The organism is Vibrio sp. 10N.247.310.98 (assembly GCF_041467395.1).
In the GTDB taxonomy this organism is placed as follows: Bacteria; Pseudomonadota; Gammaproteobacteria; order Enterobacterales; family Vibrionaceae; genus Vibrio; species Vibrio crassostreae_C.
On the sequence record NZ_JBFSUL010000009.1, the window covers coordinates 41654 to 62248 of the forward strand.

Consider the following 20595-nt stretch of genomic DNA (forward strand, 5'->3'; position numbering starts at 1 on the left):
GCTTACGATCTTTTTATTTTTCTAACGAATCAGCAAACAAAAAGGGCAAGCTTGGAGGCTCACCCTAAAGGTCTTTGTTTTGGCTTAACGTTATTTTCAACTAATTCTCAACTGGGTTACGACTTACACCCAACCATCAAATTTGAGTCGTTTTTGAATTCTTTCGACCGCTTCTTTCTGCATTTGTCTAACACGTTCATTAGAAACATTCACATCCAACATTTGTCCGACCTCAGACAGCGTTTTCACCTTGTTATCAAAGAAACCAAAACGGTGGATGAGCACCTTTTGTAATTTTGGAGGAAGTGTATAGATGATTTGTTCTAGAGCTTGGGTAAAGGATTGATCCTCACAATCTTGTTGAGGGTCTGGGATATATTCACTTTCGCATTGATCAAGCACCATAGGCGCATGGCTAGTTCCAACCGTTGTCGTCACGTCAATAAACCCGCTTAACGCCACCAGTTGATCGACGCGTTCGGCCTTTACACCTGAACTGTCTGATAGCTCAGAAATTGAAACCTCTTTACTCATTTTTTTGCTTGCATCGAGCTTTTTTGAGGCGAGGCTGTTTATTTCTTTACACACGTGGGCTGGCAATCGAACGGTTCGACCCGTGTTCATGAGTGCGGCTTCAATGTTTTCGCGGATCCACCAAACAGCATAGGTTGAAAAACGATAGCCTGGTTCTGGATCGTATTTGTCGATGGCCTTAATCAAGCCAATGTTGCCTTCCTCGATCAGGTCGAGCAGGGTGAAATTATTGCCTTTACGTTTTAGGTAACTCTTTGCGATTTTCACAACAAGGCGCAGGTTTGATTCGATCATGACATCACGCGCTTTTTTATCACCCGCGCGATTCAATTTTGCGTAATACACCTCATCTTCACGCGACAGCAGATCAATGCCAACAATATCTTTCAGATAATGAGCATAAGGGTCTGCACTGGTAGAAAATGATTCGGTAATGGGTGTTTCATCCGTGAGCCCCTGAAACGCAGCAAAACTATCGTTGTTCATTTCCTTGTCCTTATCTAGCCGACTGAACGTTTTAGTTTTTTTATTATGCCACCAAGTGATTAACGCTTGGTTTCATTAGAGTGTAGATAACAATTTCTTCTTTACCAATAAATAAAATGCAATTTCGTATGTTTATGTCACAAAAAGATCTACAAATATTTAACTATTTTGCATCTCATCAAGTGTGTTGGTTTTTCGTTTAAAACATTAAGACGGATAGTTTATAAAGCATGTGTTATACATCGGTTTATCTAGATAAATGACGTGAATTTATAGGTGTGGGTTAGAACTATAATTGAGAGGAGAAATGATGAGAAAAATGTTAAGAGTCGAGGTTCAATGTTTCCAAGCACCTCAACTCTTTTAGCTGTGTCGGCTGTTAAGTATCGCCATGCACGTTTTAATTCTATCGACTAATAAGTGCTAAGAACCTCATCGATTTGCTGATTAATGATCTTCATTTCGCTGTAGATAACCGAAAGATCATCATCTTGCGGCGCAAGCTTATTGAGTGTGTTTTGTTCTACTCTTTCCAATGCAACTGTGGCCGTTTCTTCACCAAAGCTGGCTAAAATGCCTTTTAAGGTGTGCACGGTAAAATGAAGCTTGCCCCAATCTTGTTGTTGAACCAACTCTTCGATCTCTTGTAGCGAATTGCCATGGTCTTCTTGATATGTAGACAAAACGGCGTAAATGACGTCTCTGTCATTGTCTAAATAGGCGTTTAAAGCATCAAAGTCTAGCATGTGGACTCCTGTCGGCTGAATGTTGAAAATGGGCTAGGCGGCTTAGTGGAAAAACCATACCTTGATGAATCACTAATCCATTGATTCCATTTTGGAGGAAGTTCTAACTGTAAGATTTCTTCTAGATAGTCGTCGCTAAGTTTCTCATCTATATGAGCTTTATTGACGGCGTATATATAGTCAAGTTTGGCGGCAACTGAATATGGGTAACTGTGAATGTAGTCCTTTATTTCTTGGATCGAACCCAAATTTTCAATGTTTATACACGTTGAAGGGTCGACATTTTTGGACTCAAGTTGGTGATTTATGGCTTCTCCACGAGATTTGAGACATTCCACTGTTAAATGATAAAGAGAGTACTCACCAAAGTGGGCGAGCATGGGTAATAACTGAGTGAGCAAATAAGTCGGTTGGCTGTGGAAATTGTTCGCTAACAGTGTCGAAGCTCTAATCACTTTTTTGTGGGCAATCTGAGGGCTATTTTCGATGAGCAATATGCTGCTCTGAAATAGGGCAAGGCTGGCCAAAACTTGCTGCTGTTGTTTTACCGGAAGTTTCAGGTTTACCAACTCGGTGAATTGGTTGGCGTGCTCAAGCAAAATACGTTTGTACTTTAGTTGCGTCTCGCGCTGATACGTTGCTTTTAAGGAATTAAAGTGCGCACCAATGGAATGGATGACATCAATGTCAGCAGCTGAAATGTGGGTTGCATACATCTCACCTAACTTTATGATCATATGTGTGTTATCTGCGTTCTCAGCTAAGTCGATGGCCCTGATTGCACGATGGCTGATGCTGGGAGTCATCTCAAATGCACGAATCGCTAATTTAAGAGCAGGCAGCAGCATTTTATGTTTTTCATAGATACAGCTTAAGCAGTCAATCACGCTCAATGAGAGTGGCTGTGCTATTAGAAAATTGTGGAGCTTATCTATGGCTAAATTTGGCTTGCCTAAGCTGTCGAGAATCAGCGCCTCAGCCACCAATTTGGTTGGGTGCATGTTGGTTTTGGAGTTGTTAATGACGCTAGAGAGTAACTGCCATTTCTTACCTGCAATTAAATGTTCAATCAATGTCGCTTCGAACTGAACGCTAGTACCATTAGGGGAGATCGCCAAAGCTTGAGCTAATCTCTCTTGACTGGCAATGGGATACAAATCATTCAGTTGGGTGAGTTTCTTTGAAACGGACACGGCACTTTGGATCTTTTTACCCAACGTTTGAGTATTAATCGGTTTAGAAACGAAGTGGTGTGCTTCACCTGAAAGGGCGGTTAATACTGTTTCCTGACGCATATCCCCAGAGAGCAAGATTGTCGCCACAGTATGATCGATGAGGCGGTTTCGATACAGAATGCCCAACAGCTCAAAGCCAGTAAAAGACTGTTCTAAGTGGTAGTCAATGAGGAGTACATGAAAAGAGTGTGTCTCGACCGCTTTAATGGCTTTTCGATAGTCGGTCGCAATAAAAATACAGTCGCGCGAAACTCCCAAACTAGCCAGTTGCTGCTTAATAAGTATTGTTGCGCTTTTAGAGTCGTCGACGATCAAAATTCGAAGGTCTGTTGGTAAGGTCAAATCCATTTTCCTTAATACCAAATGTTATTTTTTAATTTAGGTGTCAAGTTGCACATTGTCAAGGTGCCTATATCACATACAAACACTCAATAAACTATTGGTAATTAAAGAGTATTAGATAACATTTATGAAAGCCTTCAAACGCAGGTGACTTTTACCTGATTTTAGTGGGGTTATACGTGTTTTAGAAATAAAAAAGAGGCAAGCCGATAAGCTCACCTCTCTGTTTTATTGTTCGAGTTTTTATTCGAAATGTTGTTCTTTGCTTGAAGTTTTATTTACCGAAACTCTAGCGTTAATCACGCATGTTTAGAATCAATACTGCCGCTAGAGCCAAGAACGCCGTCATCATTAAGAACACATCGTTGTAAGCCATGATGGCTGCGTCACGTTGCATTGTGCCGAGCAAACTTGCTTGTGCTTGTTGCATCGCAGTTGCGGCATCACTTCCTGACTGAATGAAAAACGCTTGTTGTTGCTGAAGCGTCTGCCAACCAAGTTGACTCACTGAAGGTAGCGACTCCTTGATGTGTGCTAAGTGCTCACGGGTTTTGTTATCCAATAGCGTAGCGATAATCGCGATGCTGAAAGCGCCCCCTAAGTTCCGCATTACGTTGGTTAACGTTGATGCGTCTGGTGTGTCCATTTTGCTGATGTTCTTCATGGCAACCAAAGACAGCGGAACCATGATGAACGGACTACCAATAGCACGCAGAACCATAGATAAAATCAGCTGTTGTCCGCCAAAATCGATTGTCATGTGTGTATTTACGTAACAACTAAAACCGAACATCGCGAAGCCAAAGGTAACCAAGTACTTAGGCTTAATGATCTGTGTTAGCTTTGGCACAATTGGGAATATCAGAAGCTGTGGGAAACCCATCCACATTAGCACTTCACCAATTTCCATCGCGTTATATTGCTGAATTTGAGTGAGATACATCGGTAGAACATAGATAGAGCCGAGCAATGCCATTCCTAGAATCAAATAGGCGATACAAGACATCGCAAATTGCCCATCCCGCAATAGCCGCAGGTTAACCAATGGCTTCTTGTGTTGGAGTTCGTTTATCACGAAGTAAACCAAACTCACCGCCGACACGATACTCAAGCCAATAATAAAGCTCGAACTGAACCACTCTTCACGGTTACCTTCTTCTAACACCACTTCCAAACAACCTAGCCCTAATGCCATGGTGGCGATACCAAACCAATCGGCTTTTTTCAGCGTGCCAAGGTCGAGCTTTTCATCGTCCAAGCCATATCGGATCATGGTGATCACAAGCAAAGCTGGCGGAATATTGATGTAGAAAATATAGTGCCACGAGAAGTTCTCCGTCAGCCAGCCACCAAAGGTAGGGCCAATCGATGGAGCAAAGGTCGCGGTTACACCAAACAGTGCCATACCCACAGCACGCTTGTTGACCGGCAATAACTGAATCACCAGCGAGAAAGCAAGCGGGATTAGAGCACCACCACTGAAGCCTTGCATCGCGCGGAACACGATCATCGAGGTCATGTTCCAAGAGAACGAACACAACAAAGATGAAATGGTGAAAATGGCTGTCGTCCACGTGATATAACGGCGTTTACCGAGCGCTTTAGAAAGCCAACCACTGAGTGGGATAGCGATCATCTCTGCGACTAGGTAAGACGTAGAGATCCACGAGCTTTCATCCAAGGTGGCTGATAGCGCACCTTGAATATCTTTGAGAGACGAGTTGGTGATCTGAATATCCAAGATCGCCATAAACGCGCCAATCAAGCCGCCAAATAGGGCGATCCAATGGCGTCTCGAAACCTCGTCATCATCATTTGTTTGGGTGACAACACCAGCGTTACTCATGGTCTAGCCTCGTTTATCGATGGTCGCTACCACAGACAAACCAGGAAGCAGTCGACCTTTCAACTCTTGCTGATCTGGAATAGTAATTTTAACCGGTACACGTTGAACGATTTTAGTGAAGTTACCGGTCGCGTTTTCTGGTGGTAGGAGCGCAAATTTAGCGCCAGTCGCAGGGGAGAAACTGTCTACCACACCTTCAAGAGGCTGCCCCGGGAACGCATCCAGCTCTACTTCAACCGTCTGACCTTTGTGAATACCACTTAGCTGTGTCTCTTTGAAGTTGGCTTCAATCCACACTTGGTTGTTTGGTACCAAGCTCATCAGTGGTGCGCCTGCTTGAATCAGCAAGCCTTCACGTACGCTGCGTTTACCAATCACGCCATCTGCTGGCGCGTAAATTTTGGTGTAATCAAGGTTAAGCTGTGCTTGATCTCTCTGGGCTTGAGCTTCGGTCACGGATGCATTTGCTTGCTCAATCTCACTAGCGATAACGGTTAATTGGTCATTGGTTGCAACGAGGTTTGCTTTTGCTTCTTCTAAATCTGCCTGAGTTACTTTTTGTTGTGCAACCATGCTATCGACTTCATCTTGAGACGCGTAGTTACGCTTTAGTAAGCTACGAGAACGTACCACTTGTTGAATCGCGCGTTCGTATTCAGCTTGTGCAGAATCAACGCGGCTTTCTGCTTGATTGATCTTGCTACGTTGTAACGTTTGTTGTGCCACTAGATTTTTGACGTCTGATTGCACGACGCTTAAATGGGCGTTTGCTTGAGCGAGTGCTGACTGGTAATCACGGTCATCGATTTGAACCAGCAAATCACCTTCTTTAACCGATTGGTTATCACTCACATAAGACTTAACAATATAGCCAGAGACCTTAGGGCTAATATTCGTGATGTCGCCTTGTAGGTAGGCATTGTCGGTAGATTCAAAGTACTGGCCATAGCCGTACCAGTATCCAGCACCGGCTAAACCCAATGACAGCATGATCGCAGTAGCAATAAGCGGAGCTTTTTTACGTTTTTTTGTGCTTACTGTTTGCGAAGCGTTGTTGTTCTCTGTCATTTTTTCTTTCTCATTTTGTTTTTATTTAGATGTAACGAATTGTAAATGAATTCGATTGATTGATAAGATAGGAAAAAAGTGAAACACTGTTGCAAAAATCTAACTAATGGCGCTTTGGGAGAAGTACGATGGACTTAAATGCTGTGACTGTTTTTACACAAGTTGTTGATTGTGGGAGTTTCACGCACGCAGCTGAAGCATTGAACATGACCAAGTCGACCGTCAGCCGAAAGCTAGACGAGCTGGAACAGCATCTAGGTGTGAGGTTGATCACTCGTTCGACACGAAGTTTAGTCTTAACGCCAGAGGGTGAGCGCTTTTATCAGTCGAGCATGCAGATGCAAGAGATCATGAACCAAGCTGAGCTAGAGGTTTCAGCCAATCAGGATTTGATCCGAGGGCAGTTGAATGTTGTGTTGCCTGTCGAATTGGGGCATCAAGTATTAGCCAAATACATCCACAGCTTCCTAAAAGAGCACCCAAACGTGACTTTGAACTTAGAACTGTCGAATCGAGAAGTCGACATCATTGCGGAGGGTATCGATCTTTACGCACAAATTGGTGAGCTAGTGGACTCGAGCTTGGTTTCTCGCTACCTCACAACATCAAAGCGTGTATTGGCAGCCAGCCCTGAGTATTTAGAGCAGTTCGATGACGTCTCTTCACCCGATGATCTTGAACCGCCATTCAGAATGATTGAGGTGGTGAACAAGGCCGCGCGTCTACCCAAGTGGCATTTACAATTAGAAGGCGGTGAGTCGATTTTGATCGATCTGCCGTGTCAGTTACGGGTGAATACCATCACGGCATGCCTAACAGCGTGTGTAGATGGGCTCGGCTTGGCGGTGCTTCCTGAATTCATTTGTCGTGAGCACTTCAAGACAGGCAAGTTGATTCGTTTGCTACCTGAATATGAGATGCCGGAAGTTTCAGTAAGCCTAGTGTATGCAGACAGGCAGTTGATGCCGAAACGTAAGAAGGTCTTTATCGACTATCTACTGACTGCTTTTCAAAATAGAGCCAATCAAATAACGAAATAAAGGCATATTGTATTGGGAGCAACAGAAGGAATCGGCTGCCTAACTGTTGATTAGTTGTAATTCATTGACAATGACCAATAACATTGAAAAGAGAAAAACGAACTTGTTAACAAGTTCGTTTTTTTCTGATTGCTAATGTAGTTGTAGGCTAAGTACCGAACTAGCTCTTTTTCTCTGTGTACTCTAGCTTGTAGAAGTGAGCTTCACTTTGTCCATTCGTAAATTGGTTGTATACGCCAGCTTTGAAGTAGCTTAATAGGTGACGCCAGTAGTCAATATCCTGCTCAACTTTACGTTCACCGTTTACGTCAACAATAAGTTTCTTATCACCCACGATTAAATCAAATGCTGTTGGTTTGCCTTGTGGTGCTTTGCCTAAATCATACTGAGAATATGCTACGTCTGATTTGCACATTTCCTTGTCTTGGTTTTTCTTGCCGAACGATCCTTTACAAATTACAGCGTTGTTTTTAATGATTGCCCAGAAATGCCCTTCAATACCATTATTGTCACGTTTCCATACAACACGAAGCAAAGGGTGAGGGACATTGTGAGTACCAAGATCATCTAAGCCTTTGTTATGTACTTGTAGGAATGTAATCTCGTCTTGCTTAGAGTCTGAGTTCTTCATCGACTCTTCAGGTTTTATGATCTCCACCTCCGAACTTAATGTGTATGTTTCATTTGTTAAGTCTGTGCGGAAGTTTTCCTGAACGCGTAGCTCGTTGCGCAGGTGGTCATTCTTCATGGTAAAGACTAGCGCTTCACTTTCTTTGTCGACATAGAAGTTGTTGTTCACAATGCCGTCGTAGTTATTATCGAGCGCAAAATAGTCTTTGTTGCCTTTCTTTCCGTTTGGATCTGAAATTTGAAGTTCAGAAACTGACAAAACATTTTGGTATTGAGAGTAATTAGAAGGTTCGCCTAAAGCTCCTTCTGGATTCGAAAACTGAACATTAGCGATTGCCGAAGAAGAAAAGGCAAGAAGGGCACAGCAAGTGAGTAGGGTCTTTTTCATCAAAAATATCTCTTTTGTATTATTATCATTCAATATAAGCATTGATATCACTTTTGAGATTTATGTGAAAACATCTGTGTTTGAAATTGTGGTCGGCACCCAATTTTCTTGTACAAAAATAGAGAGAATTAGGTGTCGATTGGGATTGGTACCTGAGTGTCAAAGGTGTGGATTTTTGCTCGTTAACAACACTACCTGCTAACCCGTAATAGTGAATAAGGTGAGGCTTAAAAACGGCACGTTCAAACTAGTTAGGCTCTGATTTCCACTCTAACGTTTGTCCGTTGCTCAATACGGCTTTTATAGCGCTCGGCGAGACTTTAAGGCCTCTCTGATGAAAGGTTTGATCTGAAAAATTGGCAATGATCTTACTCCCGTCACTGAACTCAGTTTGTTGAACATCGCCGCTCTTATCTAACCATTCGGAATCGACTAACTGTTTATCCCATAACTGTTCGTGCATTGGTTCAAAGCCATCTTGATAGTGTTTGAGTGCTTTGATTCTCTGGCTTGAACTTGATAAAGCTTCATCTCTGGTCAAGTGAACCATCGGTGGTGTGTTGTACAGCATGGCGGTTAAGTCACGTTCTGCTTGTACATTAGTGAACTTAAGGCTGTCTGAATGCCAATGGTGCGTATTGATTACTTCATCATGGAAAACGGCTTGGTAAAGTGGAATTCGATATTGAGGCGAAAACAGTAGCGACTTATAGGGCTCTTTAACCTCGGCCGGCTTAAAGAAGAAGTCGGGCTTTTGGTCTGGGTACCAACGACCTAAGTAATAGGGAGATTGGCGGTTCTCTTTCATGTCTTTGTCTGTCCAACCAAAACCAACCGTTTCTAAGCCGTGTGCAAACGCGATGCCTTTTGTTGTTAGGCTGTTGCCGTCTTCAGAGCCTAATACTAACGAAGGTTGCTCGCTAAGCCACTTCATTCGGTTGTTGAACGCAGAAAGCATGTCTGATTCGTCGTTTGTATTGCCATTACTGTCTATAGAGACGCGGTAATCTTCACGTGCCATGGCGGTTGCATCAACATCTAAGAACAAGCTGTTGAAGTTGCCGAATCTCATAATGTCTTGAGCACGCTGTTTTACGTATTCTAAATGGCAGTTCGGGTTTAAGTAAAAGCCGTTTCCACGAAATCCTTTTTTCAAACTCCCATCCGCTAGTTCAATCGCACAACTTTGACGCATCGGCTCTGGTAATTGAGCGGTTAGCCAGTTGTCATTGAGCTTCGCAGGAATTGCGGTGTTGTAGGAATCGTAAGTACCGACCAGATATCCGGACTGTTTTGCCAGACCCACAGCGTTAGGTTGATAGAATTCTGGCATCCAATTATCGAATCCAAGCCACAGTTTGTTTAAGCCTGCCTTATTTAGATTAGCGACCATGTCTGAAGACAGCGCTTGTCCCCAAGTCTCTGACGAGTTTAGGTAAGGGGAAGCGTGCTCTAGCAACCAGTTCTTCTTATCCTGTGCTGCTTTATATTGCGCTTTAATCGTGTTGTCTTCGAGTGTCGGATTACCAACAGGATATAACACCTGCAATGACTGGCTAATAGAGTCCAACAATAGTTGTTTGTGGTACTGACTGAACCAATCTTTCCCCTTGGAGAGTGACGATAGCTCTCTTTTCGCTTCCGCAGAAACATTGAGTTTAGAGCCCTCTAGATACCATGTTTTCAATCCCCACCAGTCACTCACATCTTGGATGCTTAATGGGTCTTTGCCAAATAGGTAAACGTGGCTCGCGCCGATCAACTTAGTCACATCTGGATTGCGCTTTTGCTTTGCTACAAGCGTTTCAGACTGGTCATTATTGATGCGCCAATCTCGGTATTGTTTGGCACCATCTAACCACGAGTCTCCGAGGGTGATACGAACAAGAAAAGGTTGTGACTGATTGAGCATCGTAAATTGGTGTGCTGCCTTCATATCAATTTTGGTTTTTGTATTTGAGGAAGCATTAGAGGATGCATCTGAAAAGAGCAGTTGATTGTTGGTTGCATTAACCATTTGATAGCTAATGAAATGATTGTTTTGCTGTACTATCCAAAAAGGCATCTTCAAGTCTTGAGTAGTGTTACTTCCAGAATGGTTACCGACGAGATAACTTGCCCAAAGCTTGTTGTCAGTAGGCACGCGCATACCTTCACTAAACGGAAGAAATAGTGTCTGAGTTTGTTGTTCGGCAAGATCAAACCACGCCAATTCGATGGGTTTGTTTCGTTTCACCTGTATATTTGAAGGTAAGCTGAACTGAAAAGTGAGCTGGTCTTGATTAAGCTCTGCCTTAACGTTTATTCCACTGGGTACTAAGGTCCAAGTGGCGATTTTTACTGAGTCAGCTTTATCGGAAAAGCCAATGACCAGATTGGTCGCTTTCTGTGGTTTGTTATCAACGGTGAGAGCAGCACTGTTAACGCTTAAGCCGTTCCAATCGACCTCTAAAGTATTCGATGAGGTAGCGACGGTATTGTTGTTACTGGTGAGCGTTATTTGGCTCGCTTGTGCGTTGGATGAAAACAGACAAGCTGTTGTTAAAGCCACAATGGCAAAATTAGAAAGATTGAGTGGGTGACGTACGCTGAGCATATTTAGATTCCGTAAAGGGTAACTACGGTTATTACACCTAAGTAGCGCTAGTGCTTTGTCACCTATATGTCTCTATTTTCTGTTTGGCTTTAGTGGTTTTCCATTAGAAAGGCACAGCGACGCGCTGCACATATTGGACTTCAATAGCGCCTTGGTATTCAAACATTTCAACCGAAGCACTCAAGTGCTTGGCTTTGGTTCCAAGTGGACTTTCTGTGGGAACGGGTGGTTGCGCTGTTTTGATTGGCACTTTGTAACCCAGCAGGTTGTAGTTTTCATCAAACCATTGCCAACTCACGTTAGCGTCGGGGCAGTTGTCGATCACCTTTGGAGGCGAGAGCACGATATGTGGTTCGCTGAGTTTACTTTCGAGCGTCAGCCATCGATTACTGTTATTTAAAGCGACAATAATAGGGTAGTGATTTGAACCTATCTTTAGTTGATAAACACCAGATTCGGGTTTGATGAACATTTCATTGGTTTCAATCTCTTGATACTCATTATTGGAAGCGAGTTGTCCATCGAGAAGGACTTTACCTTTAGGCGATACCAAAGAAAGAGTTTGAGTTTCTGAGCCTTTGCTGAGTTGCTCGGCAGAGACTTTGATTTGATAACCGTGCGACGACAGGCCATAGCGTCGAATGAAGCTGACTTGGATGTGGTGTTTTGGCTCAGCACTTTGTTTGAGTAAGGTTCCACATTGAGTCTGGCTCAGGATCTCTTGTTTGACTGGCAGCCAAAGCTCACTATCGAGTGATTTGTGATCGAGTGCGATTTGCAGCTCTTGCCACGCAACTTGAGGTTGGTCATCAAGTAGAGATTGATAGGTGTGCTGCAATGGCGTGTCGGTAAACCATGCCGCATGACTTGCGAGCGGCAATGTGTAGATCAGTGCGGTTAACGAAGTAACTTTCATTATGATTCCCCGGCCAAGCGGTAACCAACGCCACGATGTGTTTCTATATTCAATGTTGGCAGCTTCTGGCGTAAGCGCAGTATGTGATTACCAATAGTTCGGGTACTAGGAAAAGCCTGATATCCCCAAATCTTATTGAGTAATTCATCTCGGTGAAACACACGACTTTGGTTCTGAACAAACAGTACCAATAGCTGAAACTCTTTAGGTTTTAGTGTTACAGGGCTTTCATCCAGATAAGCGATCCGTTCCGACAAGTTGATTTGGATATTTGCGTAAGTTAAGAGGCTCACACCTAACGGACGTAGCTGGGTAATGACTCGAGCGAGTAATTCGTCGTTCGAAAATGGTTTAGTCACATAGTCTTTGGCACCCGCCATTAAACCTTCAACACGTTGTTGAACTTCTACTTTAGCGGTCAACACAATCACAGGCAGCGCTTTGAGGAGCAACCAGTTTGGAAGGTGTTGCAAGCTGTCCCCATCTTCAAGCTGTCGATCCAGTATCACAAGATCGGCTCGAAACCATTTCTTACTGGCATTCTCTGAATCCTTCGCCCAAAGGCATTGGTAACCATTGGATTCAAAGAAGCTGACGAGGCCTTGTCCAAGCAGTTGGTCGTCTTCAATCAGCAGTAGGGTGTTCATAAGCAATTTCCAAAATACATCGGGTTGGGTTACGAAGAATAATGAGGCGGCCATTCGCTTGCTTCATCAAGTGCTCGACAATAGTCAGGCCAATGCCCATGTTATCCAGTTCGTGCGTTTCACTTGGCGTGACACCAGACATGAGCCGTTGTATCGGTGAAGGGAAGTGCCCCTCGTCTTGTACCTCAATCGTCAGCTTGTCACCGAGTTCGACCTTTACCAAAACCTCACCTTTACCATGTTGTTTGGCATTCTTGATTAGATTATCCAAGCAGATGGTTAGCCAGTAATAGGGAAGGTTCAGTTCAACTTCACGCGCTTCACATTGATAAGAAATATTGTGCTTTTCACAGACATGATCGAGCCACTCTTCTAATGAAGCGTTTTGCTTCAACAAAGGCTCTGACTGATCCGAACTTAGGTACACTTTGCTGTTTTCGGTGAGCTGAGAAAGCCTTTGATAGTCAGATATTAAACGCCAAACCGCACTTTGAGTTTCATCAGAAAAGTCATCGTAGCGATTTCTAAACATTTCGACGGTTAAGCCTAGGCTAGTAATAGGCGTGCGCAGTTCATGAGTAAGAAGCTGTAAAACGAACTGCCTCTCTTTTCGTTGTTTTGTTCTTAGGTATAAGACTCTAGCGAGCCCGGAAAGCAACGTTAGCAGCAATGTAAAGATCAAGGTTTTCATGATCAGATTGTCATTGCTAGGCTCGTTTAAGCACACGTTACTGTAACGAAAAGTACAGGTTTCACCTGCCAAAGATGCCTCTTGTTGCTCTGCGATAGGTTGCCAAACATCTAAGGGAATAGCTTTCCAGCCTTGTTCGCCACTTAACCAAAGCACATCATCTTGTTGCCAAGCGCGGTATCCATTGAGCAGTGCTTCTCTGCCTTGTGCACTTAGGCTTTCTAGTTTGTTATATAAAGGGTGCTGAGGGTTGGTAAGACTCAAAAATGGGCGTATCTGCTCGGTCACATCTGGGTAAGCGGCTAAATAACGACCAGCAAAGCTGCCACCGGCAGGGTGACGTTTGGAGTGTGCTGCAAACCAAATCGAATCCAATGTTTGTTGCTGACACAGAGCGAGCTCGAACTCGATGGCTTCATGTAATGAAGGGTTACTGCTTTCAATCGCTTGGCAGTGATCTTGTATTGACGCTAACGCTGCGATGTCGTCCCAACTGAATTGGTTGAAATCAGGATAGCGGCTATTTTCATGGAGCAGAACTTTCGGATACTGAGCCAACTCTTGTTGAGATACTAAGAGTGGGGATGATTGCCAGCTCAGTTGATACAGAGTTTGCCACTTATCTTGCAAACTTTGGGCATTGACTAGGGTTGGGAGCCAAAAGATCAAGCAAAGAGCTAATGTAAACCTGCGCATCCAATCATTCTCGTTAAAAGTCGTGGGGCGAGTCTAAAGAGTTTTGGGCGCGATTTGTAACCTGAATGTCAACAAGTGTTCTTTTAACAACAAATTGTCGAGTGGGTCATGCTTTTAAATAATAAAGTACAAATACAGTAAGTATCATTTATTTGAAATAAAATAGATAATTGTGTACTTACTGTCATTATTGGGCGAAATGTGGGGACTATACTGGGCTCATACCTAATAAGAGGAACCATCATGAAACTCATCATCAAATCAGTATTGGCAATCAGTATTTTGGCTACAGGCTCTGCTCATGCGTTCGAATTAACCAGCAACGATATTCAAGAAGGTCACCCAATGGCAAAGACTTTTGAATACTATAGTTGGGGTTGTGACGGCGATAATCAATCACCACAATTGATGTGGAAAGATGCACCAGCAGGTACCAAAAGCTTTGCTATCACAGCTTATGATCCAGATGCACCGACTGAAAGTGGCTTCTGGCATTGGGTTGCGTTTGATATCCCTGCAACTGTGAACGAGCTACCTCGCGGTGTCGACATCTCTAAAGTCGGTGGCAAAGAAGGTCGCATTGATTACGGTACAGTTGGCTACGGTGGCGTTTGTCCTCCAGAAAAAGATGGTATGCACCGTTACCAGTTCACGGTTTGGGCATTACCAACGGACAAACTTAACCTCGACGAAAATACGCCGTCGGCTGTGGTTGGATTCACGTTGAACAGCATGGCTTTAGACAAAGCTAAACTGACCGCAACTTATACACGTTAATAGCTTATGTACGTTAAAGCTTATACACGTACATAATAAGTAAACAAGGGGATGAGATGAATCATCAATATCAAGTGACGATCTTTCGTGCAGAGCAGTTACAAAAACTGCGTAATGTGAGGATTCTATCCCCTAGTATCATTCAGATTATTACAGGCAGTAAGCGCCTGTTTTGGAAAGATTCAGCGGCAGAGCTCTCACATTCTGAGCTGTTGTTTTGTGAGGCATCAGCTTCACTAAGTTTTGAGAACATGCCCCACAAGGGCGCTTCTTGTCGCGAGTGTTCAGCTTTCAATTCCAACCTTCTCAGGCGATGCTTGATTTAAGTGAGGAACGGTCGAATGATCTGGGACTGCCTACAGTAAAAGTGGATCGAAACTTACAAGACTCACTCAATGCTCTGTTCTCTTTTGATACACAGAGCATGAGCAAAGAGACTCAACAGTTTTGGTTGCAGGGCTTGTACCAGCAATTAGCTGAAAAAGGGGTGTTGCATCTATTGTTTGTCAGTGCCAACGTCTCGTTTAGCCAAAAGCTCAGCCATTACCTTTCACATTCACCAGATGAGAAACATCCATTAGAGTCGGTGGCGGAGCGTTTTGCGATGAGCCGAGCCACATTGATTCGGAAGCTCAAACTGGAAGGCATGCAATATCGAGAGGTACTGGCTGAAGTTCGCTTGAGTCACGCGCTTTATCTGATGCAAAACGGACAGCAGAATGTGGCGATGTTGGCTCAGTCTTGCGGTTACCAATCGGAAGGGCGTTTTAGTCAGCGCTTTAAAGGCAAATTTGGTTTGTCGCCAAGTGAATACATCAAAACCGTCGTCAGCCATAGAGTCGCGAGCAAATAAAGTCGCGATACCATAATCATTCTGTTTGCCTAAACGCTCACTTTCTTATCTCGTGCTGCCAATGCCGCGAAAATCGTGCACGCAAAGGCAACAGATGCGATCAACAGAATCGGCACACTCCAAGAATCTGTCTGAGCATGAAGCTTACCCACCAGCGTTGGACCAGTGGCTGCCAACGCATAACCGATTCCCTGAGCCATACCCGACAATGATGCGGCTTGGCTGCTATTCGATGTACGCAAGCCAACAAAAGAGAGCGCGATAATAAATGTCGAGCAGTTGGCTAATCCAAACAGTCCCACCCAAAAGATCGCAAACTCAGGCAAATACAGAAGACCAATCAATCCAACAAATACACTCGATGCACATAGAGTGATGAGCCATTGTTGATTGTCACTTTTGGCTAAGAACGGCAGTAACAGCAGCCCCGGAACCATAGTCGAAAATTGCAGAAATCCATAAATGTAGCCCGCGTCGATTTCGCTGTAGCCAAGATCGTTCAATATCTGTGGCAACCAGCCAGCCAAAGAGTAGAAGGTAAATGAGTTAAGCCCAAGCGCTAACGTTACTTGCCACGCTACGCCGCTTTTAATCATCTGTTTCATCGGCAGAGGTTTGTCTTGTTGCTTGTTATTGTTGGCTGAAGGTGAGCGTTTTCTGATTTTAGGCAACCAGATCATCAAAGCTAATATTGGGAATATTAGGTTCATTAACAGTGCTAATTGCCAACCCGTGATCGTAAATAAGGTTAGATTTGAAAACGGCACCATCAAACTTGAGCCTAACGTCGACCCGATGCCCATCGTAAAGATGTACAGAGAAGTCACAGTAGCGATGCGTGTCGGGAAGCTAACTTTCACTACTACAGGCAACAACACATTACCAATCGCGATACCAAGCCCGATCATCACCGTGCCGATATACAAGGTTGGGGTTAACCCAGCAGAGCGCAGTGTAATACCCGTAGTGATCAGAACTAAGCCTAATAACAGGCTAGGCTCTAGACCAATTCGTTGGGATATCTTGGTGACTAATGGTGAGAATAAGGCAAAAGTTAACAGTGGCAAAGCTGTTAAGAAGCCTGCAGCCGATGACGTAAGGTTGAGGCCTTCCATAACCTGAGAAAGCACAGGAGCCAAGCTCGTAAAAGGCCCACGAAGGTTAAGTGCTAGGAATAGAATCCCTAACATCACGAAAATGCTATTACGAAGAGAGGCGCTCATAGGTTGTTCTACTGTTTGCTTATGAGAAGACAGGCTAGCCTACAGATCATTGAATGATTACACAAATACCGTTTAAATAGGTTTACTAATGATTGAACCTGCGCAGTACGCGCTTAGCCAGAAAAGTCACCCATGACTGTATTAAATATCGACAAGCTCATCTCGGACTTCCCACTGCTTCAACAATTATTGCATTGGAAGAAGTGGTTTGGTTTAACCCAAATGTGACGACTCTGGAGCGCGGTTTGCTTTATGTGGGTTTAGGCGAACAAGATATTCACGATGCGAGCATGAGGCTGCAAAGGTTTGCTCCTTATCTAGCCAAGGCGTTTCCTGAAACTCAAGCGACCAATGGCATCATCGAGTCTGAGCTTATTGACATTCCATCTATGAAATCAGCATTGGGAGCACATTATCAGCAGCCTATAAAAGGGCGTTTGATGATGAAAAAAGACAGCCATTTGCCAATTTCAGGCTCAATCAAAGCTCGCGGTGGTATTTATGAAGTACTAGCGCATGCCGAGAAGCTTGCGATTGAAGCCGGGTTACTGTGTGAGAGCGATGACTACAGTAAGTTGCTCGAACCTGAATTCCGTGACTTCTTCCAACAATACAGCATTGCGGTAGGCTCCACAGGTAATCTAGGCATGTCGATCGGTATCATGAGTGCAAAATTGGGCTTTACTGTCTCTGTTCATATGTCGGCAGACGCGAGAGCTTGGAAGAAAAGCAAACTTCGTGAGCATGGTGTCAACGTTGTTGCAAATATGAGCTGCTAAAAAGATAAGTCATGATAGAAGAGTGTTGTTTATAGCTTGTACACACTCTTTCTCACCTCTAAATCCCACCTTAATTCAAACAATAACTTGCACAGATCGTTATCCAAAACACACATTTTATAAATTAAGCTTCTTAGATGTTCTAACTATCAGTTAGGTTGAGTGGCATTCAACTTGATAGGGATTGAGCAATGCAGACGGACAAAGTGATACAGACAAGACACATAAACACACCAGAAAAATTACTCCAGCGTTTAGATGCGATTGGGGAGTCTTTGGAAGCATCGGGTAAGGCTCATGCTTTGCTGGGATTGGGCTCAGTAGGTATTGAAACAGAACGACTTGATCAGTATTCAGATGTCGATTTTTTCGCAATAGTGCAAACAGGGCACAAGCAGTATTTCTTAGACAGTTTGCATTGGCTATCTGATATTCACTCAATCGACTACGCAGTGAGAAATACCGTCGATGGCTATAAAGTTCTGTACGCTGACGGAATCTTTTGTGAGTTTGCAGTGTTTGAACCCCACGAGTTAGCGCACATTCCGTTTGCTGAAGGGCGTATTGTTTGGCAGCAACATGAATTTGATACACAGTGTTGTGTTTCACCAATAAAAGGGGAGACAGACACTAATTCCCAAGATTGGATCATTGGTGAGGCTCTAACCAATCTTTATGTGGGTATGTCTCGTTATAACCGAGGCGAAAAGCTGTCGGGCAGTCGGTTCGTTCAATCTTACGCACTCGATCGTTTGATCGATCTTGTGGATCAAACTGAACAGTCTGAGCCTGAATTCGTTGATGAATTTATGTCGGATAGAAGGCTAGAAGCACGCTTCCCTAAGTTTGCCCAATTGCTACCAACCTTTACCCAAGGCTACGAGCGCACCGCTGAATCGGCACTTGCCCAACTAGCATTCCTCAACACCCACTTCGCAGTCAACCAAGCCATGTGTGACCGAATCTCTGAACTGTGTTCCAGTAAAGATTAAGCTTATAGCGTGTGAATCCCCAAGCCTAACTGACACCACCTTTCAGATGATAAGCGGCGGGCAACCTAATTGAGCTCTCGAATTATTATTCTTAAGCACTAAACCCGTACGCTTTTGTTTACTCTTCAAGACCGTGACTGTTCGTGTTTACTCCGCTTATCACTGGATGTCGTCAGCCAAATAAAATACAATCGAACAATGTTTTATTAATTCGTGCTTTATCATTATGATGAGAAACTTACTCATATTCATCGTTAGCCTGTTCTTCTTAACAGCCTGTTCTTCAACGAGTAATCGTCAGCTAGACGACGAGACATTGAGCAACGAAGACGCTATGTCGAAAAGTATAGAGGGAGAGAGTAATCTCGAGACTTCAAAGGATACAAACGCTGAGACCAGCGTTGATTCTTCCCATGATTCAATCGTTAATCATCAACCACTCACTAACCTTGATTCAAATAAAGACACGATAGCTCACGCCAATGCAGAGCCAGAATCAGTGGAGCCTTCTCAAATAGAAGCGACAGAAACAACTGAAAGCGATGCTAAGAGTGGCGGTGAAAAAGGCATCGGAAGCTATTTTATTCGTCATAATAAACCGACTAAGACGGTGATTAAATCACTAGAGGGCGTGACAGATGCATTGAACGTCATGACGTTTGGGATATTTGCCACCGGTAACGGTTAAATCGTTAACCTAGAACGACAACCTAATAGATAGAATGAAACGTGAAGGCGAGCCAGATGGTTCGCCTTTTTTGGTCTTCTAAATCTGGCCACCATTCTTCCTAAGAATCGTGTTCACTTATCTGAGCGCTGAGTCAGGCGACGGTTAACGAAAATAGGAATTATTAGTTCTGGAAGGGACTCGCCGAATTTACCCTGTTTGACTTGTTATATGCATCAAGGGTTCTAATACTCATCCCAAAGTAAGCAATGAAATCTAATCTTACAAAGACAAGCCTTATATTCACTTATGAGCATAGTAAGATGTTTGCTGTTAAGTCGGTTTGGGTTTAGTTATCAATATTCTAGGGAAGAAAAATGAAGAATAAGAGTGTGTTTTTAAGTGCCGCATTGGTGATGTTGTCAGCTCATGCAAATGCATCAGACGCGAACCATGAGTCTGTATCAGATGGTGTTATCGCAGAACAAAGAGCAAAGCTTTCTGAAAATACCCAAGGACAAGGTTTTGGACCGCAAGCTCCACGAGATTTGGGTTCATTAGAAGGTAAAAATACTAGGCTGTTCTCGGATGCCCCTGATTCAACAGCGATGAACTTATGTAATATTCACTTCCATAAAAATGCTGAGCATAAAGGTGGAGAGTTTACTCAATACGCTGGTAACGGTGATGGTAAGGGATTCCAGAGTGGCTTTAAATACACAGGCAAGCTGAGTTCTGCTGAGCTGAAACCATTTGAGGGCAAGGTTTGTCCGAGCGAGCATGGTTCTTTGCATTCGGGTGACACCATTGAAGTTCACTATGTTTATTCAACGGCGCAAGTTGAACCGGGTGAAACACTGGGTGCTTGTTTTAACGATGCGATTACCAACCCGCAACTGCGTGTAGAAACCCAAGTTTACGTATTAGTGAATGACGACAAAGCACCCGACTTTGAAGCGCTCGCTAAACATTCAAAAGTGAACGGCTTACACCAAGCACCAAACATCCCACAAGATACGGGCTCAGCGATCCAATACGCAGGCTCTACAACGGGTCCTGGTTATAATGAGCAAGGTTCACCTTTCCAAGTAACATGGAGCGTTAGACCACAAGTCGCGAAAGTAAATATCGCGACAGTAGGTAGCTGGTGTGAAGGCAATGACTTTAACGAAGATCACGCCCACGGTGTGAGAAACTTGGTGGTTAACCCTGAGTTGTTATCACCCATTCGTAACGACTAAACGATTCTGGCGAACAAAATGATTAAGGCGAGCCAATAGGTTCGCCTTTTTTATGCCCTAACGAAAAGTACTTAGGTTTAGGTTTAATTAAGTCTGGTGGGTAAATTACGTGCGACACTTATTCAATACATGAGTTGTGTAAATCGTATTTAGTAAAAAACGTTCTTTACCAGAATCGAAGCTCCATGATACGTTCATGATC

General features: G+C 43.7%; 16 protein-coding genes and 2 pseudogenes. 7 read left to right on the forward strand and 11 right to left on the reverse strand.

Annotated elements, in window-relative coordinates; all coding sequences use genetic code 11:
* Positions 1-123: 123 nt before the first annotated feature.
* From AB6E78_RS05875 to AB6E78_RS05895, 5 genes are all read right to left on the reverse strand, one after another.
* On the reverse strand, positions 124-1020 hold the full coding sequence (locus tag AB6E78_RS05875; protein WP_017060509.1) for an RNA polymerase sigma factor RpoD/SigA: 897 nt from the start codon (positions 1018-1020) through the stop codon (positions 124-126).
* A 413-nt stretch (positions 1021-1433) separates the two neighbouring features.
* The gene (locus tag AB6E78_RS05880; RefSeq protein ID WP_017060508.1) at positions 1434-1766 is read right to left on the reverse strand and encodes an Hpt domain-containing protein; all 333 of its coding nucleotides are present in this window, start codon (positions 1764-1766) and stop codon (positions 1434-1436) included.
* Entirely contained in the window at positions 1760-3349 is a 1590-nt protein-coding gene (locus AB6E78_RS05885) for a response regulator (RefSeq protein ID WP_017064673.1), read from the reverse strand. Before AB6E78_RS05885 ends, AB6E78_RS05880 begins: the two co-directional genes overlap by 7 nt.
* A 289-nt stretch (positions 3350-3638) precedes the next feature.
* Complete coding sequence (locus AB6E78_RS05890) at positions 3639-5189, reverse strand: DHA2 family efflux MFS transporter permease subunit (protein WP_017060506.1); 1551 nt, start codon at positions 5187-5189, stop codon at positions 3639-3641.
* 3 nt (positions 5190-5192) lie between these two features.
* Positions 5193-6257 carry an HlyD family secretion protein gene (locus AB6E78_RS05895; RefSeq protein WP_017072190.1) on the reverse strand — a complete coding sequence of 355 codons (1065 nt, stop codon included), beginning with the start codon at positions 6255-6257 and terminating at the stop codon, positions 5193-5195.
* Positions 6258-6385: 128 nt separating this feature from the next.
* Between AB6E78_RS05895 and AB6E78_RS05900 the strand changes: the two genes are divergently transcribed.
* Complete coding sequence (locus AB6E78_RS05900; protein WP_017060504.1) at positions 6386-7297, forward strand: LysR family transcriptional regulator; 912 nt, start codon at positions 6386-6388, stop codon at positions 7295-7297.
* 160 nt (positions 7298-7457) lie between these two features.
* Here AB6E78_RS05900 and AB6E78_RS05905 read toward each other — a convergent pair whose 3' ends face one another.
* The 5 genes from AB6E78_RS05905 to AB6E78_RS05925 all read right to left on the reverse strand — a co-directional run bounded on the left by AB6E78_RS05905 (position 7458) and on the right by AB6E78_RS05925 (position 13861).
* Positions 7458-8315, reverse strand: a complete 858-nt coding sequence (locus tag AB6E78_RS05905) for a polysaccharide lyase family 7 protein (protein ID WP_017060503.1) — start codon at positions 8313-8315, stop codon at positions 7458-7460.
* A gap of 247 nt (positions 8316-8562) precedes the next feature.
* The gene (locus AB6E78_RS05910) at positions 8563-10911 is read right to left on the reverse strand and encodes a glycoside hydrolase (RefSeq protein ID WP_372133287.1); all 2349 of its coding nucleotides are present in this window, start codon (positions 10909-10911) and stop codon (positions 8563-8565) included.
* A 103-nt stretch (positions 10912-11014) separates the two neighbouring features.
* Complete coding sequence (locus tag AB6E78_RS05915; protein WP_372133289.1) at positions 11015-11827, reverse strand: DUF2861 family protein; 813 nt, start codon at positions 11825-11827, stop codon at positions 11015-11017.
* Positions 11827-12474: a response regulator transcription factor gene (locus AB6E78_RS05920; protein ID WP_372133292.1), complete on the reverse strand. Its 648-nt coding sequence runs from the start codon at positions 12472-12474 to the stop codon at positions 11827-11829. Before AB6E78_RS05920 ends, AB6E78_RS05915 begins: the two co-directional genes overlap by 1 nt.
* Positions 12452-13861: a DUF3404 domain-containing protein gene (locus tag AB6E78_RS05925; RefSeq protein WP_372133295.1), complete on the reverse strand. Its 1410-nt coding sequence runs from the start codon at positions 13859-13861 to the stop codon at positions 12452-12454. Before AB6E78_RS05925 ends, AB6E78_RS05920 begins: the two co-directional genes overlap by 23 nt.
* A gap of 243 nt (positions 13862-14104) precedes the next feature.
* Between AB6E78_RS05925 and AB6E78_RS05930 the strand changes: the two genes are divergently transcribed.
* On the forward strand, positions 14105-14638 hold the full coding sequence (locus tag AB6E78_RS05930; RefSeq protein ID WP_372133297.1) for a YbhB/YbcL family Raf kinase inhibitor-like protein: 534 nt from the start codon (positions 14105-14107) through the stop codon (positions 14636-14638).
* A gap of 56 nt (positions 14639-14694) precedes the next feature.
* Positions 14695-15491, forward strand: a pseudogene (locus AB6E78_RS05935) (helix-turn-helix transcriptional regulator).
* Between the two features lie 29 nt (positions 15492-15520).
* Here AB6E78_RS05935 and AB6E78_RS05940 read toward each other — a convergent pair.
* Entirely contained in the window at positions 15521-16714 is a 1194-nt protein-coding gene (locus AB6E78_RS05940; RefSeq protein ID WP_372055142.1) for a CynX/NimT family MFS transporter, read from the reverse strand.
* A 132-nt stretch (positions 16715-16846) separates the two neighbouring features.
* Here AB6E78_RS05940 and AB6E78_RS05945 point away from each other — a divergent pair.
* The 4 genes and pseudogenes from AB6E78_RS05945 to AB6E78_RS05960 all read left to right on the forward strand — a co-directional run.
* A pseudogene (locus AB6E78_RS05945) lies at positions 16847-17475 on the forward strand (D-serine ammonia-lyase); the annotation flags it as partial.
* A gap of 209 nt (positions 17476-17684) precedes the next feature.
* A complete protein-coding gene (locus AB6E78_RS05950) occupies positions 17685-18485 on the forward strand; it encodes a hypothetical protein (protein WP_065583740.1) in 801 nt (266 codons plus the stop codon).
* A gap of 226 nt (positions 18486-18711) precedes the next feature.
* Entirely contained in the window at positions 18712-19173 is a 462-nt protein-coding gene (locus AB6E78_RS05955; RefSeq protein ID WP_372133300.1) for a hypothetical protein, read from the forward strand.
* A gap of 356 nt (positions 19174-19529) precedes the next feature.
* Complete coding sequence (locus tag AB6E78_RS05960; protein WP_017072180.1) at positions 19530-20393, forward strand: delta-class carbonic anhydrase; 864 nt, start codon at positions 19530-19532, stop codon at positions 20391-20393.
* The last annotated feature ends 202 nt before the right edge of the window (positions 20394-20595 follow it).